Below are 17360 nucleotides of genomic sequence, written 5' to 3' on the forward strand. Positions count from 1 at the left end.
CAATTGTCTCCCTGACGCCAGGCCGGTTTCACAGTGATCATTCAATCGTCCAGGGCGCGGGTTGCGTACCGGCCAGCAACCGCGCAAATGCGTCTGCGGGCAGGGCTTCGCTGAAAAAGTAGCCCTGGCCTTCTTCGCAGTGATGGGCCTTGAGAAAGGCCAGTTGGTCAGCGGTTTCGATGCCTTCGGCGATGACGTCCAGTTCCAGACTCTTGCCCAGGTTGATGATGGCGCTCACCAGCGCGGCATCGTTGCGGTCGTTGCACAGGTTGCGAATGAACGATTGGTCGATCTTCAGCACATCGATGGGAAATCGCCTCAAGTAGCTCAGGCTGGAATAGCCGGTGCCGAAGTCATCGATGGCCAGACGCGTGCCCAGCGCTTTCAGGCGATTGAGCGCTGTCATCGTCGCCTCGACGTTTTGCATCAGCACGCCTTCGGTGATTTCCAGCTCCAGCCATTCGGGGGCCAGACCTGTCTGTTGCAGGACGCGCTCGATGCCGGCAACGAAGTCACGCTGGCGAAAATCGATGGGTGACGTGTTGACCGACATGCGGATCGGCGGCAGTCCGGCCAGTTGCCAGGCACGGGTCTGACGACAAGCTTCAGCCAGTACCCATTTGCTCAACGGCACGATCAGGCCGCTGTCCTCGGCCACCGGGATGAAGTCCGACGGATAGACCCAGCCATGCCCCGGTTTCTGCCAGCGCAGCAGTGCTTCGGCACCCACCACTTTGGCACTGCGCAAGTCGATTTTCGGCTGATAGTGCAGGACGAACTCATGGGCCTGCAGGGCGCGGCGAATGCCCGACTCGATGCTGTGCTGTTCTCGGGCGTGCTGGTTCATGGCCTCGATAAAAAAGCCGATGTTGTCAGGCCCCTGTTCCTTGACGTTGCGCATCGCGGTCTCGGCTTTCTTGATCAGCTCGGTGGCTTCGAGGCCGTCTTCGGGGTAGACGCTGATGCCGAGGCTGGCGGTGACACTGACGTCGTGGCCGGCAATCGTCTGCGGCAGGCGAATGGCGGCGAGGAGTTTTTCCGCGATGCCGTGGGTTTGCTGAGGGTGGATGATGTCGCCGAGGATCACCACGAACTCATCGGAACCGTAGCGAAACACCGAGTCCGAATCACGCACGCAGGACAACAGTTGTCGGGCGACCCGTTTGAGCATCTCGTCACCCGCCGGATGGCCCAGCGCATTGTTGATGCGCTTGAAGCGATCCAGACCGAGAAACATCACCACCAATTGTTTGTCATGCCGTCGGCACACGGCCATGGCCTGACTCAGGCGATCACCGAGCAGGGTGCTGTTGGGCAGCTCCGTGAGGCTATCGTATTGCAGCAGGTGCGAGACCTTGAGCAGTTCGTGCACCCGCGCCTCGATGGTCCGCTTAAGGCTGAGCATCTTCAGCGCCGCGTCCTGCGCCAGTTGCCATTTCCAGGTCAGGGCGTTGGCCATCTGACGGATTTCCAGACTGTCGAACGGCTTTTTCAGGATCAGCAACTGATCGCCGAACTCCAGCCGTTCGGCCATCGCTTCCCAGCTGTAGTCGCTGTAGGCGGTGCACAAGGCGATTTGCAGGTTCGGGTCGACCCGCCACAGTTGCTCGATGGTTTCCAGGCCATCCCAGCCGGGCGGCATGCGCATGTCGATAAAGGCGAGGGCGTAGGGATTGCCACTGGCCAGTGCGCGGTTGACCAGCGCCAGCGCTTCCTGGCCCTGATAGGCGGAGTCGAGCTGGAAGCTCAGGTGCGGCGTCTGCTGGGTGCCGAACAGCGTCTGCTCCAGTTGCTGCAAATCGACGGCGTCCGCCACCTGCGGGGCGAGGATCTTGCGAAAGTCATCATGGATCGCCGGCGTGTCGTCGATGATCAGGATGCGCCGGTTGGTCTGCGGAAAAGGCGTTTTCATGCCTCGTCCTCCTTTGGCGTCAGCCGGCAACTGTTCTTGAGCAAATGCCCGGCTTGTTCGGCGCTGACCGCTGCGCTGAAATACATGCCCCGGGCGCTGGGCAGCGGGGGCGCGGTGGGGGGCGTGCACGGTTGATCCGACGACGGCTGGCCTTCAGCAATGATGTCGATGTCCAGGTCGCGGGCGAAGTTGACGATCGCGCGCAGGGCGTTGGCACTGGCGACATCGTGGGCGGCACTGTCGACGAAGCTCTGCGCCAGTTTGAGGTGATTGACCCGGTAGGTTTTCAGGTAGTCGAACGAGGAGTATTCGGTGCCGAAATCATCGATGGCGATGCTCACGCCCAGTTCACGCAGGCGCGGCAACGCGTCGTTGTGCGTCCACTTGGTCTGGGCCAGTGTGGCCTCGGTGACATCGAAACGCAGGTCCCAAGGGGCGAGTTCCCAACGGGCGGTGGTGCGCAGCACGTTGTAGATCAGCTCGGGGCCGCTCTTGAGTTGGGCCAGCGAAAGTTTGATCGCCATTACGGGCGGCGCGACGCCTTCGTTACGCCACAGATGCATCTGGTGGCAGGCGTGATCCAGCAACCAGCGCCCGAGCGGAATGATTGCGCCGGTTTTCTCCGCAATCGGCACGAAGTCGCAGGCCTGCAGCAGGCCGCGACGAGGATGCTGCCAGAGGACTTGTGCCTCCATGCCGAGAATCCTGCCGCTGTGCAGATCGACCTCCGGCGCATAGCGCAGCATCAGCTCATTGCCCTCAAGGGCGGTCATCAATTCGCTGACGAGGGTCATGCGTTCGGCCACTTCCCGAGAGATTTCCTCGGAGTGGAAGTGGTACTGATTGCGGCCCATTTCCTTGGCGCGGTACAGCGCCATGTCGGCTTGCCCGAGCAGCGCGTCGGCATCGAGGCTGAGGTCGCTGTAACTGCTGATGCCGATGCTCACCGAAATATGCAGCGCATTGCCGGCCAGTTGGTAAGGCGCCAGCAGCGCGTCGCGGATATTGGCAGCCATCGCGGCCGATTGGGTCGGGTCGCTGACGTCCAGTTGCAGGATCGCGAATTCGTCGCCGCCCAGGCGCGCCACTACGTCACTTTCGCGGACACCGGACTTGATGCGCCGGGCGACTTCCTGCAGCAGCAGATCGCCCACCGGGTGGCCCAGGGTGTCATTGATCCGCTTGAAATGGTCGAGGTCCAGGTAGAACACCGCAAACGGCATGGCACCCCGTCGCGCGGCGGCAAACGCCTGATGCAGGCGCTCGATCAGCGTGGCGCGATTGGCCAGCCCCGTGAGGCCATCAGAGCGGGCGAGCAAGGCCAGTTTGTCCTCGGCCAGGCGACGCTCGGTGATGTCGAGGATGATGCCTTCGACTTCCAGCAGACGACCGTCATCATCGCGCACCGGGATGTAGCGGTTCTCCACCCAGCGCCAGGTGCCCTGGCCGGTGCGCATGCGGAACTCGATGGACGCGCCCGACGCATGCCGATCCAGCACCCGGGCCATGGCCGCATCGACGTTCGCCTGATCGTCCGGATGAATCAGTGCCTGGGCCCAGTCGGGCGAACCCACCAGGTCGGCGGCGACGTGGCCGTAACGGGTGATGTTGTGGGAGATGTACATCAGCGCAAACGAGGGTTCGCCGCGCAAACGGTAAAGAATGGTCGGGCTGTTCTGCACGATCACGTTGGCGTCGGACAGCTCCCGGGTTCGCTCCTGCACCGCTTGCTCCAGCAGGCTCATCTTCAGTTCGGCGTCTTCGGTCATCTGCCATTTGACCGTGAGGGCGCTGGCCATCTGGCGGATCTCGATGGCGTCGAAGGGCTTTTTCAGGATCAGCAAGCGGTCGTTCAGCGCCAGACGCCGGTCAATGTCTTCCCAGGAATAATCGGAATAGGCCGTGCACAGCGCAACTTGCAGCTTGGGGTCGACCTGCCACAGCCGTTCGATGGTCTCCAGACCATCCCAGCCCGGTGGCATGCGCATGTCGATGAAGGCCATGGCGTAGGGGCGGTTTTGCGCCAGCGCGGCCTCGAGTTTTTCCAGGGCTTCGCGGCCCTGAAAGGCCGAATCCAGTTCGAAATGTTGGGTTTGCGGTGCGGACGGCGTGCCGAACAGCAGGCTCTCGGTTTCGCCCAAGCCATCGTCACCGGGGATGACCGGGCTGAGAATCTTGGCGAAATCGCCATGGATCGCCGGGCTGTCGTCAACGATCAGCACGCGGCGATTGATGTGCACGGTTGGCGCTGTCATGCCGCGCCACCCGTGGGGAGGCATGCTGTGGTGATCCGGGGCATCCTTTTCCCTCGCCATTTGCCTGTTTGTATCCGCCGATGGAGTCTTGCGCAGTCTTCAGCATAGTCGGCTCCCCGGCACTGCGCTTTCGGCCCCGGACAAAGATCGGCGTGAATGCCGGCCAAAATCATCTAGCCTTGGACTCAGGCGCGGACCGGCGAAGTGTTGGCTCGGTGCGTCGTAATTTCCCTGTTTGCTTGAGGCTATGCCATGGAAGAGCCATCCGCGCCGCTGCCGGCGCATCGACCCACAGTGCTGCTGGTTGATGACGAGGAGTCAATCCTCAACAGCCTGCGTCGCCTGTTACGCGGCCAACCCTACGATCTTCTGTTGGCCACCAGCGGCGCCCAGGCGCTGGAGATCCTCGCGCAGCAGCCGGTCAACCTGGTGATGAGCGATGCGCGGATGCCGAGCATGGACGGTGCTTCGTTACTGGCGCATGTCCGTGAACGTTTTCCGGCGACGGCGCGGATCATGCTCACCGGCTATGCCGACCCGGCGGCGATCATCAAAGCCATCAATGACGGGCAGATTCACCGGTACATCAGCAAACCGTGGAATGACGAAGAGCTGCTGCTGATTCTGCGCCAGTCCCTCGAACACCAGCATTCCGAGCAGGAGCGCCAACGGCTGGAGCGCTTGACCCGGGTGCAGAACGACCAGCTCAAACTGCTTAACAGCACTTTGGAAAAGCATGTCGCAGCGCGCACCGCCGAACTGCAGCAGACCGCCGACATGCTCGATCTGGCGTACGAAGAGCTCAAGCACAGCTATGTCACCGGTACCGAAGTGTTTTCGTTGCTGGCCAATCTGCGCTTGCCACCTGCCAAACAGACCAACCGGCAAATCATCGAACTGGTGCGCAGCTACTGCAAACAGCACGGGCTGGACGAGGCCACCAGCCGTGATCTGACCATGGCGGCGGCGCTGTACAACATTGGCAAACTGAGCTGGACCGACGCGATGATGACCACGCCCTCGGATCTGCTGCGCCATACCGAACGCGAGCGCTATCGCAGCTATCCGAAGCAGAGCGAATCGTTGCTCATGACCCTGGACCCGATGAAGGATGCGGCGCGTCTGATCCTGCATCATCAGGAGCGCTGGGACGGCAGCGGCTTTCCCGACCGGCTCAAGGGCGAGGGCATTCCGTTCGGCTCACGCTTGCTGAAGCTGGCAGTGGATTTCGTCGAGTTGCAGCGCGGTCTGATCCTTGAGCGGCAGATGAACAGCGATGAAGCGCTGCTGTACCTGCGCCAGTACGCCGGGCGTTTGTACGATCCCGATCTGGTCGAGGATTTCATTCAGGTGTGTGCCGCGTTCCTCAGCGACGTGACGCTGGCGGATCCGTCGGTCAAGGTGCTGTCCACTCGGGATCTGGCGGCGGGGATGATTCTGGCGCGCAACCTCAATGCCGATAACGGCATGCTGCTGCTCAATGCCGGCAAGGTGCTCAGCGCGCTGTTGGTGGAAAAGCTGATTGCGTTTGAAGCCATGGAGGGCGGCAAGTACACGATTTTCGTCAAGGTGCCGGAGGAGGTTGAAGCCACGCTCAAGGCGCAGGGGGAATGATCGGTGAGGTGACGTCATTGGGCCGGGCATGGGATCCTTGCGGTTTTTCCAGGCCGGTGGCTGATCCATGACTTCTGCATCCGTTGTCTCTGCAAACCTCATTCGTATAGCCGCCGCGCTGTTGCTCAATCCCGCAGGCCAGACTCTGTTGGTGCGCAAGCGCGGCACCACGGCGTTCATGCAACCGGGCGGCAAGATCGAGGCGCACGAGTTGCCGGTGCACGCGCTGGCCCGCGAGCTGGAAGAAGAGCTGGGGTTGCGGATCGATCCTGCGCAGACCAGCTTTCTCGGCCAGTTCTCGGCGCCTGCGGCCAACGAGCCGGGGTGTGTCGTGCAGGCCGAGATCTTTCAACTGACGATCGAGGCCGACGTCACACCGGCGGCGGAAATCGAAGAAGTGATCTGGGTCGATCCGGCCACTGATCCTGCTGTGGTTCTGGCGCCATTGACACGCGACCTGATCCTGCCGTTTTATCGCAAATCGCTGAGCGCAATCGCCTGATCATCCACGCAAAGGACTTTGCCATGATCCCGCTTCAAGACTTGCTGATTTTCGCCGCTGCCGCATTGCTGATGGTGCTGACGCCAGGGCCGAACATGATCTATCTGATTTCGCGTTCGATCTGTCAGGGGCGCAAGGCCGGAGTCACCTCGTTGCTCGGCGTGGTCAGTGGATTCTTTGTGCATATGTTCGCGGCGGCTGCGGGATTGACTGCGGTGTTTCTGGCAGTGCCGATGGCCTATGAAGTGCTGAAGTGGGCCGGTGCGCTGTACTTGCTGTGGCTGGCCTGGCAAGCAGTGAAACCCGGCGCGCGCTCACCGTTCGAGGCGCAGCAATTGCCGCCGGACTCGTCGCGAAAGCTGATCACCATGGGCTTTCTCACCAGCGCGCTGAACCCGAAAATCGCTGTGTTCTACCTCTCGGTGTTTCCGCAGTTCATCTCCCCTGAACACGGTTCGGTGTTCACCCAAAGCATCATTCTCGGCCTGACCCAGATCAGCGTCAGTTTCTGCGTCAATTTGCTGATCGCGCTGTTCGCGGCGGGCATCGCTTCGTGGTTTGTGCGTAACCCGACGTGGCTGGCGCTGCAGCGTTATTTCATGGGCTTCGTCCTCGGCGGCCTCGCTGTGCGGCTGATGCTTGAGCAACGCAGGACGGCGTGAACATGTGGATCGAACGGCTGGACGCCAGTCATGCCCTGGCTTACCGCGAACTGATGCTAGAAGCCTATGACCGCCATCCGCAGGCGTTCACCTCCAGCGTTCGCGAACGCGCGGTGATGCCATTGAGCTGGTGGGAAGGGCGTCTGACCAGCAAGCTCGATGTGGTGCTTGGCGCGTTTGAAGCCGGCACGTTGGCCGGCATCGTCGGCCTGGCCTTCGAACCGCGCGAGAAGGCTCGCCACAAGGCCACGTTGTTCGGCATGTACGTTTCGGCGGATTTTCGCCAGCACGGTCTGGGCCATGAACTGGTACAGGCGGCCATTACCGAAGCGCAAAACCACCCGGCACTGAAACTGCTCCAGCTTACCGTTACCGCCGGCAATGACGCCGCGTTCAATCTCTACCAGCGCTGCGGCTTTATCCAGTTCGGCCTCGAACCGTTGGCGGTGCGGGTGGGCGAAGACTACTTCGACAAGATCCACATGTGGCGTCAACTCTGATACTGCGCTGATCCCTGTGGGAGCGGTGTACTTGACTCAGCGAACCGCGCTGACACCGTCCAGGGTCGAGAACGAGGTGTCCTTCGCCGTCAGCAGAAAATCCCGCATGTACGGTGCATCGAGCATGTCGGTGCGAATCGCCGCATACAACGTTGCGAACAGGCCTTTTTCCCCCAGCCGTTTACCCTTCACGTAACCGCGCGAGCTGTATTCGTGCAGCGCCCAGTGCGGCATGCCACAGACGCCACGGCCGCTGGCGACCAGTTGCATCATCATCACCGTCAGTTCCGAAGTGCGCACCTGCGCCGGCTCGATGTCGGCCGGTTCCAGGAAGCGTGTGAAGATGTCGAGACGGTCGCGTTCCACCGGGTAGGTGATCAGCGTTTCCGTCAGCAAGTCTTCGGGGACGATGTACGGCTTGCTCGCCAGCGCATGCTGATTGGCCACGGCAAGCATGGCTTCGTAGGTGAACAGCGGTACATAGGTGATGCCGGCGATTTCCAGTGGATCGGAAGTCACCACCAGATCCAGATCGCCACGCGCCAGCGCCGGCAGCGGTGCGAAGGCGAAACCCGAAGCGAGGTCGAGTTCGACTTCCGGCCAGGCATCGCGGAACTGGTCGATGGTCGGCATCAGCCACTGAAAGCAGCTGTGGCATTCGATGGCCATGTGCAAACGCCCAGCCGTACCACCGGCGAGACGGCCGATATCCCGCTCGGCGGCGCGCAACAGCGGCAGGGTTGCGTCAGCCAGTTGCAGCAAGCGCAAACCGGCGCTGGTGAACCGGACCGGTTTGGTCTTGCGCACGAACAACGCCATGCCCAGGCGTTCCTCAAGCTCCTTGAACTGGTGGGACAGCGCCGACTGCGTCAGGTGCAAACGGTCGGCGGCATCGACCAGGCTGTCGGCTTCACGCAAGGCGTGCAGGGTTTTCAGGTGACGGATTTCAAGCACCGAAGGCTCCATGAGGAAAACTTGTGATAAACGCAAGGAGGGTGAGTTTGTCTCAAGTTACGTGAGCTGTCGACCGTTACACCTCTTTAATCCGTGGAGCGCCGCACGTCCTTGTGCATAGGTGGTACCGGTCTGCCGTTCACTGACTCCATCGGGTTTCGCGAACGTGTTCGGGTGAATCGAGCGTATAGCTGACGTTATCGATGTAGAGCGGGCCCTTGACCCTGAGAGGATCAGAAGGAAAGGATACTTGCACCTCGGCCTCCACTACGCCGTCCAACATGACGCCGGAGTATTTGAAAGAGTTTTGTGCAGGTTTCAGCCACCAGCTACCGATGTCGTACTGGATTTTTCTACCGCCCTCTCCATAGCCCGAAATGATAAAAAACAGAATCCCGTGCGTGTCGATGTTCGGCGGATCCTGATGGTATTTGGCCTCAGGCGCGGATGCATCGATCTGCACGGTAAAGGCACCGGGTTGGACATTGAATCGGTTCAACAGCACGACGCCGTTGTTCACTCCGGGCAGCACCTGCGCCTGGGCGCTGCGATTATGCTGAATGACGCAGGCTTCGCCTTGGAATACGTGTACCTCCCAAGGATCAAACTCACCCGTGTCAAAGTCGCCGTTCTGAAGAAGATTGTTATTCATGTCTGCCATTCCCGATCGTATCGACGTTTCACCAAGAGTTCCGTCGTCGATCCATTGGCTGCGCAAACACTTGGCCGCGCTACTGTCAGATCTGACAGTAGCGACAGGCGGTAGCACAGCGTGGATTCAAATCCCTTCGAAATGCCGCAGGACAATGGACTGTGCAGTGATTCTGGAATCGAGCAGGGTCGGGTCGTCAGCGTGAGTCAGCTTGCGATGCGCCGGCAGTTTCAGGTGAGCCCTTTCGAATTGACGCAAAGGCCGGGTCGCCGAGCGGTAATGGAAATGCACGTACCAGAGTAATTGCGCAGGCTCCTGCGTGAGATTCCAGACCTCATATTCCTGCAGGTAGTTGGGGCGACCCTGATGATCCGCCAGTTGCCGGATCGCAAGGGGTTTACGGATCTCCACCGCGTTTTGACCGATGAGGTCATCAAGCATGCCGTCGGTAGGCTTTTGACTGGTCAATGAGTGTTGGGTGCGCAAGGTACGGCCTTCGACGATCAGCTCGGCGGCCTGATCGCGCAATTGCTGGATGATCGGTTGCTCTGCCGACTTGGCAACGATACCGTCGGCACGGCTGGTGAGTTCACTCGCCTGACTGTCCATCATGTGTTGCAGGTCGACGGGGAGCATGCCGCGGTTGGCGTTGCTCTGCACCGTGGCGCGGTAAGTGGCCACGTTCTCCAGACGTTGCTGTGCCTCAGTTACCAGGGTGGCCAGACTCAGCTCGGCGGGGGAGGGAACTGCCAGGTTTTGCGGGTTGGTCAGGCGCATGACGCCATCGGCGCCTTGTTCCCAGATTTCTTCATAACCTCCAATCCCGGTACTTCTGTATTGACGGGTGTTGGTCACGTTGTCCCATTGCTCCACGCCATGGCGCAATTGGTTGTCATCCGTGATGAACACGCGCTGCAGAGGTTGCCCCGCGACCCTCGGTTCAGGTGGCTTGTTGATTGCGGCACGCGCTCGATCCGCCATGCGATCAATGCCTTCGAGCAAGGGCTCGACTACGTCCAGATGAAAGAATTGCGGATAGCTGGCGGTCCATACCGCCATCTCGCGCCGATACTCGACGCAAGCGTCGATGCTTTCCTGAAGAATGCTTTTACGTTGGGCGGTCGTATTCTGCATGTTCGGCAGGTTGTACTGGCGGTACAGACGCAGATCGATTTTGTTGCGCAGGGGCGCTGCCATCGTCTCAAAATAGCGCCACGAGGCATCGTCGGGGCTGCCGGTTTTTCTGACAATTTCCAGGCGTTGGGAGGTTTTCATGTACAGCAACACGGCTTCACTGTGACGACTGTTCGTGTTATCGACCAGCGCCGAAATTTTCGGCCGGTCTTTAGCCAGCATGCGTTCATACCAGTGATTGACCTGATCCTTGAGTTCGCCCAATTGATCGAGCTGGTTGATGATCTCGACACGAAACCGGTGTATGTCTTCAAAGTGTTTCAAACGTTCAGCCACAGCATCACCCGGCAACGCATTGTGTAGCTCCTTCAATCGGTTGATTGCTCGTGTCATGCCATCAATTTTATGCCACAGGTGAAAGACGCGTCGCCGGTAACGTTCAGTCAACAGCCATGCGGTCCTGCTTTGCATCTGGGCGACAGCCCTGCGTTTTCTGCCCTGGGTCAGCGTAGTCAACTCGGTCAACGCCTCATAACGCTGCCTGGCCAATTGGATATCGCCCACGCAAGCGGCTTCGACCGCTGGCAACATGGTCAGGCGTTGCGCGTCCGTGGCTGCGGCGTAGGCATTGATCACCCGGTCACTTTTTGCTCCCCTGCGTTGCAATTGGAGGGCCAGTTCGTCAGCCTCGGCGGTCAGTTGATGGTGACGGCGGAAGTGTCGATCCACCAGCCAGCGCGGCAAGCGTTGGCGAATCACCGGCGGCCAGTAAGGGTCGAGCGTATCGGCGACACGCCCGACGACATTGCCGCCTCCCACCACGGCGCCTTCAAGGGCTGTACCGTGGACGCCGAACCAGGTGTCCCAGTGTCCGCTTTCATCCAGTGCGATCGGCTGCTTGTAGGTTTTTCGCGAGTTGCCGGTCAGGCGCCAGCTGCGCGAATCCCGGCTCAGCTCTACCTGGTAGAGGCGACCCTGACGCTCGATGAAGTCACCGTCGGCATGCCGGTAGATCCCGCGATAGAGGCCGTGGCCGACCGGCTCTGTGGCGGCCAGGGAAATCGGCTTTTCATATTCGTAATCCTTGAAGCGCGCCAGCACATGCCGGGCGTGACGCTGCGACTTGATCTGCAGTGCCGCCACATTGCGCACCACCGCGTGAAGCTGACGCGCCCGCGTCAACGCACGGGTCGTCCGCGAGAGGGTCGACGCCGCGGCTTCGCCCGGAAGCAGATCCATGAACGCGTCGATCAACGACAACAGCATCGATTCGATTTCCATCAGACCGTCGGCCACATCGCCGCGCAAGAATGCGGCGGTCGCCTGATTGGCAGCGGTCCAGGCCTGGTAGAGGGCCAGCACACTACCGACGAAGGGCACCATGCCCAAGGCCATTTTGATGTAGTTGAAGGCGCGCGGGCCTTTCAGGGCGTAACGCTCGAAGAACAGCTCATCATTGGAGCGCGACGTGCCGCGATGGGCTTCGACCAAGCGTCCCATGTGCGCGTCGAGCAGGTGCGCGGCCAGCGAAGTACTGGCCGGCCAGCGCACGCCGACTTGGATAATGGCATCGAAGTTTTTTTCCACAGCCTGACCGATCCGCCGGACATGGGCCCTGACGTTGCCGTGCAAGGTCCTGCCTGCCAGGTAGTCGATCCATTTGTCAGTTGCGCACAAGGTGAACAGCCCTTTGCGCGCCGCCTCTAACGTGTCGTAGCGGCGGAAAAACTGCCCGTCGTGGCTGTCCGGCAGGTACAGGAGGGTAACGCCGCTGACCTGCTCTTGGATGAAGCAGACGCCGGACAGCGTCACCGGGCCTTCGCGGGGGGTGTCCTTTCCGCCTACTTTCAACGACACCGGCAACAGTACCAGGCGCTTGCCGTTGGCTTGCCACGCCTGTGGGGTGTCGGCATCGATGGCTGTGTTCAGCAGCGCGGCTTCATCAGCGCTGAGGTGTTTTTGCAGGCGTGCATTTTCGCCCTGTATTTTCAGCATCAGGCGCCAGGGTTCGATCAGGCTTTCCCGGCGATGTTGTCTGACGAATGCCGACTCGCTGGCGGCGCCCTGAAAGGCGTCACGGATCTTCTGCTCATAGGCTTTGGGCAGGTCGAGTTCCGGCAGGACCCTGCGCAGATAGGTCAGGTTGATGCCGTTGAGCAGGCGCCTGCGATCGTTCTTGTGCGTCGCGGTGATCTCCAGACGCAGGAAGACCAGGCGTTGTGACAGCGAGTCATTGAGCACCGATTGCACGTTATCGATATTGAGCTGGGCCAGGTCCTCCAGTGACATTTTGCTGTGTGCTTTGCTGGGCACAATGTTGGTCTTCTTCCTGATGCCACCGGGCCCAGCCTCGGGCACCTGTTCGGTGGTGGTCGAATCGGGCAGTTCAACCAGGATGGAAAAGTCACCATCAAGGGAGAAATCCTTGCGCAGGCGTGCGTGCAGGTGGCGGCGGGTGAAGTCGTCACGGGGTTCCAGCGCAAGCGTCATCAGCGCGTGGCTTTGGCGCATCGCCGCAATGTACGCCTCGATGTTCTGTTTCAACTCGCTGCGCTCGCTCTCTTTGAGCGTAACCAGCCAGCCCGGCAGATGCCCGGCGAGGGTGCCGCTGCGTTGCTGTTCCTGCAGATGAGCAAAGGCCAGTTGTCTGGCGGCGTGCAGCGGAACCTGCAGATTGCCGAGGCAGCCCTGGCGCAGGATGGTCAGTGCGTCGGCCTGCTCGGGTATACCGCGCAGGGGGGTGGCTTTTGCTTCGAAGTCGGTCACCAGCTCCTTGAGGCAGTGCTGCAGTGGGTCGGTGGTGATCGGGCTCAGTTGCAGGGTCAGGTTGCTGTCGTCATCGAGAATCCTGAACACCTCGCGCGCCAGTGTCCGGCGATCGGCAAAGCGTTGCAGGCCACCGCCATTGCCCGGCCAGTAGAGCATCAGACTGGAAGTGTCCGAGAGTGCCGCCTGGCGTCCGATGACGAGTGCGCCCTTGAGCACTTCGCTCTGCGTTGTCGTGACCCCATCCCTGGTTTCGCTCAGTGACAAGATCAGGCTGGCCGCCGTGATGTCCGCGTCGCGTTCGGCCGCGACGGGGGTATCCAGCACGGCTTTGAGCAGATCGTGTTCGGCGCTGTCGAGTTGGCCCAGTGCCGCTTGCAGTCTGCCTTCGGCATACAAACCGTCCCGGTGTGCCTGACGCAGGGCACTGAACGCCGTATTGAAGGTGCTCACGTCGAGGGCCGTTTCACTGTAAAGCAGCGTTGTGGCAGCGGTGGTGCCGGCTTGTTCGGCGGTTTCCAGCGCATCGATGGCGTTCTGGCATTCTCGGTATCGAGCGCCGTCGCTGTCATCGTCTTGCAAGCGCTCAAACGCCTCGCGTTGGCGCTTGAGTGCCGCGTGGCGCACGGCCAGTGGAATCCCGGCGGACAGGCTGCCGAACAGCGGTGTTTCGTCGGTCTCGACATCGCTGGCGGAGTTGAGCGGTTTTGGCGGTGCCGCCACGATGATCGCGCTGCTGCGCTGATGATCAATCAGGTCGACATGCACCAGTGAGCGCGCGCCATGCGCCCTGAGCCCGGGATGGCCTTTGTTGGTATTGCTCAAGGCGTCGAGCTGCGCGTGGTGACGGTCGGCGAACAGATCGCTGGCGCCAGTGACCATCGGGTCAAGCGCTGCGCTGTAGTCAACGCGAAGGATGTCCTTGGGCAGTCCGGTGGGAATCTGTACCTCGCTGGTCAGCCACGTCTGCATGTCTGCGCGGGTGGTGAAGGCCTGGATCGATGTGGCGTTTCCGGGCAGATAAAGCAAAGGCGCCGCCGTGGCCAAATTGCCGACGCTGACGACCCATGCACCGGGGAGTTTGATTTTGCTGTCGTTGCTCAGCACCAGGGCCAACTTTTCCGTGTGCACAGGTTGACCCTCGATTGTCAGCGCGTCAGCACCTGAATCAATGATCAGTTGCAGCGTTTTGAGTTGCGCTGGGGTAATCGTCTGATGGGCGAGAGCCATGTGTGCAGTGGCTTCGAAATGCTCGCGGTAAAGCTGCGTGGCGCGGGTACGTCGCGACACCGGTGTGCGCGGCGCTCGCGCGTCCCAGAATTCTGCCCAGCGAATCTCGTGGCATTTGCGCGGGTCGAGGGCTTTGAGTTTTTTCAGGAGCTGCAGGGGCTTCAGAGTGGATAACAGATGGCCCGCGCGGATACCGGTGAGGACACAACGCTGATCCAGATCGGTTTCCAGTGTCGGGTGTTGAACGACAAAGGCACAGGCGTCGGTGAGGCTGACGATGTGCTCCGGCTGGTCAGCGGTGGCCGCAAAGCGCAGTCCGGTCTTTTCGCCGTCCAGTTGCAGTTGTTGGCGCAGCAATTCATTGACGCTGTCGCGCAGGGCCGGGCTGGCGGCAAACAAATCGCGCAAACCCTCGCTGCTGGCGCGCCAGCGTTGGCAAGCCTGCAGCAGCAGGCTGTCATCAATCGTTTTCGGCAGCAGTTCGACGGTCTCGGGCAACGGTGACGGTGCGGGGAGCTCATCCAGAATAAGGCGCTCGAGCATGGTGGCGTGACTCGCATTGGCGGGGCGGGGAATCCGTCCCTGAGCGGGTCATTCAAGAGAAATCGCGCAAGGCGATGGCGGTACATAGATATTGTTTGCAACCACCGCCCATGACCACTCGGCACTCTTCATCAAACTGTCATCGAAGTGTGGCAGCGCGCTTGAACAAACTTCATCAGACTCGCGCTCTACTGGGGTTCTGCGTTTCGGTGTTTTTCATGGTCAAGGGTTTTGTATCGGTCGCGGCTGTTCTGGTCGCGATTTTTTTCGGATCGTCGTCTTGGGCGGCGGCGCGTTGCGACGTCAATGTGCCGACCGAGCACGTTGATCTGCAGCAGGTGAGCCTGGCTTACCAGAGCATTGGTCGCGCGTCGGATCCGGCGTTGTTGCTGGTCATGGGCTTGGGTGGACAGTTGATCCACTGGCCGGACGAAGTAGTGGTTGCGCTGTGTCAGCAGGGTTTTCGGGTGATTCGCTATGACAACCGCGACGTCGGTCTGTCGACCTGGCGGCAGGCGCCGGCTGACGCCAATCTGACCTTCGAGGTGCTGCGCTACAAGCTCGGTCTGCCGGTGGCGGCGCCTTACAGCCTGACCGACATGGCAGACGACGCGCTGGGCTTGATGGACGCGTTGCACGTCGAGCAATTCCACGTGCTGGGCGCGAGCATGGGCGGGATGATTGCCCAGCACATGGCGGCGATGGCACCGCAGCGGGTCGAGAGTCTGACGTTGATCATGACCACCTCGGGCGCCGAAGGTCTGCCGGCACCAAGCGCGGCGCTGGTGCAGTTATTGTCGCGTCGCGGCGCACCGAATCGACAGGTGGCGCTGGAACAGCAGGCTGATCTGCTGGCCGCGCTGGGCAGCCCGGCGGTCACCGATGATCGCCAGGTCTTGCTGCATCAGGCTGCGCTGTCGTATGACCGCGCGTTCAATCCCGAAGGCGTGAAGCGGCAGATCATGGCGATTCTTGCCGAGCCGAGCCGGGTGGCATTACTCAATCAGTTGCGGGTACCGACGCTGGTGGTGCATGGCACGGCGGATCCGTTGTTGCCGGTGATGCACGGGGTTCATCTGGCGGCGCATATTCGCGGCAGCCAGTTGAAGCTGATTCCGGGGTTGGCGCATCGTTTTCAAGAGGCGTTCAAGGAGCCGTTGCTGGCGGCGGTGTTGCCGTATTTGCAGGCGCATCGTGAAGACACCTCGCATTGGGCGCAGATTGAGCCGGTGGTGGGCGGGAATCTGCTGTAGCCCAAAGATTTGTGGTGATGGTGATGGCCCCTTCGCGAGCAAGCTCGCTCCCACATTTGGAATGCGTTCCCCTGTGGGAGCGAGCTTGCTCGCGAAGGGGCATTACGGTGACCACAAAGGTCAGGGCAGGTGTATCGTGCAAACTTTCCCGCACGATTTCCCCCCGCGAGGTGTGTGATGAGTTCTGCCTTGAAAATCGATTTTGTCAGCGACGTCTCCTGCCCTTGGTGCGTCGTCGGTTTGTATGGCCTGTTAGAGGCACTGGAAATTCTGCGCAACGAAGTGCAGGCCGAGATCCGTTTTCAGCCGTTCGAACTCAATCCGAAAATGGGCGCAGACGGGCAGAACATCGCCGAGCATATTCAAGAGAAGTACGGCTCGACCCCTGAGCAATCGCAGAAAAATCGTGAAGCCATTCGTGCCCGTGGCGCTGAGCTCGGGTTTGCGTTTCGCACTGACGGCAACAGCCGTATCTACAACACTTTCGATGCGCACCGCTTGCTGCACTGGGCCGGTCTTGAAGGTGTGCAACAGCTGTTGAAAGAGGCGCTGTTCAAGGCGTATTTCAGCGATGGCGGCAATCCGTCGGATCATCGGCAACTGGTGCAGATTGCGGAAAGTGTCGGGCTGGATCGTCAGCGTGCAGAGGCAGTTCTGGCGTCGGACGAGTTTGCCGATGAGGTGCGTGAAGAAGAGCAATTGTGGTTGCAGCGAGGGGTGAGTTCGGTGCCGACGGTGGTGTTCAACGGGCAGTACGCGGTGACGGGTGGCCAGCCGGTGGAGGCGTTTGTTGGCGCGATCCGGCAGATCATGGCGGAGTCCAAGGGCGGGACGGTCAGCTGATATCGGTAGGAGCCAAAAGCCCCTCACCCTAACCCTCTCCCGGAGGGAGAGGGGACTGACCGCGTTGTATTTGGCTATCCGCCGACCTGATGCATTGAGTCGATTATGGATTCGGTACTGCACTTTCACGTCGGCGGAGATCTTCAATATTCAGCGGTCGGCCCCCTCTCCCTCTGGGAGAGGGCTGGGGTGAGGGTCAGCTGTGTAACCGAACCCAAACCGTCACCAACACCGTAGCAGCCATCAACCACGCCACCGCCGCCACGGCCAACGAAACCTCCAGTCGCAGCCGATCCACCATCACATACAACGTCGCCAGATACACAAAGTACGGAATGATCGACCACATGCCGAACACGATCGTGGTCTTCAGATCTTCAATCGAACGCCCTTTGCCGACGATGTAATGCGCAATCAGCGCAAACGTCGGAAACAGCGGTACCAGTCCGGCTATGTAATAGTTTTTGGTTTTCGACAGCGCCGCGATGATCAGCACCACCGCTGCGCCCAACAGGGCTTTGAAAAACAGATCCACATTGT

General features: G+C 60.6%; 12 protein-coding genes. 6 read left to right on the forward strand and 6 right to left on the reverse strand.

Annotated elements, in window-relative coordinates; all coding sequences use genetic code 11:
• Positions 1–37: 37 nt before the first annotated feature.
• Together H8F23_RS04310 and H8F23_RS04315 are read right to left on the reverse strand one after the other, a co-directional pair.
• A complete protein-coding gene (locus H8F23_RS04310) occupies positions 38–1912 on the reverse strand; it encodes a putative bifunctional diguanylate cyclase/phosphodiesterase (RefSeq protein ID WP_194933538.1) in 1875 nt (624 codons plus the stop codon).
• Positions 1909–4167, reverse strand: coding sequence for a GGDEF/EAL domain-containing response regulator (locus H8F23_RS04315; protein WP_194933539.1), 2259 nt, complete (start codon positions 4165–4167; stop codon positions 1909–1911). Before H8F23_RS04315 ends, H8F23_RS04310 begins: the two co-directional genes overlap by 4 nt.
• Positions 4168–4419: 252 nt before the next feature.
• Here H8F23_RS04315 and H8F23_RS04320 point away from each other — a divergent pair, with 252 nt between their 5' ends.
• From H8F23_RS04320 to H8F23_RS04335, 4 genes are all read left to right on the forward strand, one after another.
• On the forward strand, positions 4420–5781 hold the full coding sequence (locus H8F23_RS04320; protein WP_194933540.1) for an HD domain-containing phosphohydrolase: 1362 nt from the start codon (positions 4420–4422) through the stop codon (positions 5779–5781).
• A 67-nt stretch (positions 5782–5848) separates the two neighbouring features.
• Entirely contained in the window at positions 5849–6283 is a 435-nt protein-coding gene (locus tag H8F23_RS04325) for an NUDIX hydrolase (protein ID WP_194933541.1), read from the forward strand.
• 23 nt (positions 6284–6306) lie between these two features.
• Positions 6307–6945, forward strand: coding sequence for a LysE family translocator (locus H8F23_RS04330; RefSeq protein ID WP_093430595.1), 639 nt, complete (start codon positions 6307–6309; stop codon positions 6943–6945).
• 2 nt (positions 6946–6947) lie between these two features.
• Positions 6948–7445, forward strand: a complete 498-nt coding sequence (locus tag H8F23_RS04335) for a GNAT family N-acetyltransferase (protein WP_194933542.1) — start codon at positions 6948–6950, stop codon at positions 7443–7445.
• Positions 7446–7481: 36 nt separating this feature from the next.
• On the opposite strand, the gene metR is transcribed toward H8F23_RS04335, so the two are convergent.
• The 3 genes from metR to H8F23_RS04350 form a co-directional block, all read right to left on the reverse strand.
• Complete coding sequence (metR, locus tag H8F23_RS04340) at positions 7482–8399, reverse strand: transcriptional regulator MetR (RefSeq protein ID WP_007916739.1); 918 nt, start codon at positions 8397–8399, stop codon at positions 7482–7484.
• Positions 8400–8538: 139 nt separating this feature from the next.
• A complete protein-coding gene (locus H8F23_RS04345; RefSeq protein ID WP_194933543.1) occupies positions 8539–9051 on the reverse strand; it encodes a hypothetical protein in 513 nt (170 codons plus the stop codon).
• A 126-nt stretch (positions 9052–9177) separates the two neighbouring features.
• Positions 9178–14724 (reverse strand): dermonecrotic toxin domain-containing protein, encoded by a 5547-nt coding sequence (locus H8F23_RS04350; protein WP_194933544.1) that lies wholly within the window; start codon positions 14722–14724, stop codon positions 9178–9180.
• 218 nt (positions 14725–14942) lie between these two features.
• Here H8F23_RS04350 and H8F23_RS04355 point away from each other — a divergent pair, with 218 nt between their 5' ends.
• Complete coding sequence (locus tag H8F23_RS04355) at positions 14943–15977, forward strand: alpha/beta fold hydrolase (RefSeq protein ID WP_095048301.1); 1035 nt, start codon at positions 14943–14945, stop codon at positions 15975–15977.
• Positions 15978–16154: 177 nt separating this feature from the next.
• The gene (locus H8F23_RS04360; protein WP_194933545.1) at positions 16155–16820 is read left to right on the forward strand and encodes a DsbA family oxidoreductase; all 666 of its coding nucleotides are present in this window, start codon (positions 16155–16157) and stop codon (positions 16818–16820) included.
• A 196-nt stretch (positions 16821–17016) separates the two neighbouring features.
• On the opposite strand, the gene H8F23_RS04365 is transcribed toward H8F23_RS04360, so the two are convergent.
• Positions 17017–17355, reverse strand: coding sequence for a GlpM family protein (locus H8F23_RS04365; RefSeq protein ID WP_194933546.1), 339 nt, complete (start codon positions 17353–17355; stop codon positions 17017–17019).
• Between the last annotated feature and the right edge of the window lie 5 nt (positions 17356–17360).

The organism is Pseudomonas neuropathica (assembly GCF_015461835.1).
Lineage (GTDB): Bacteria > Pseudomonadota > Gammaproteobacteria > Pseudomonadales > Pseudomonadaceae > Aquipseudomonas > Aquipseudomonas neuropathica.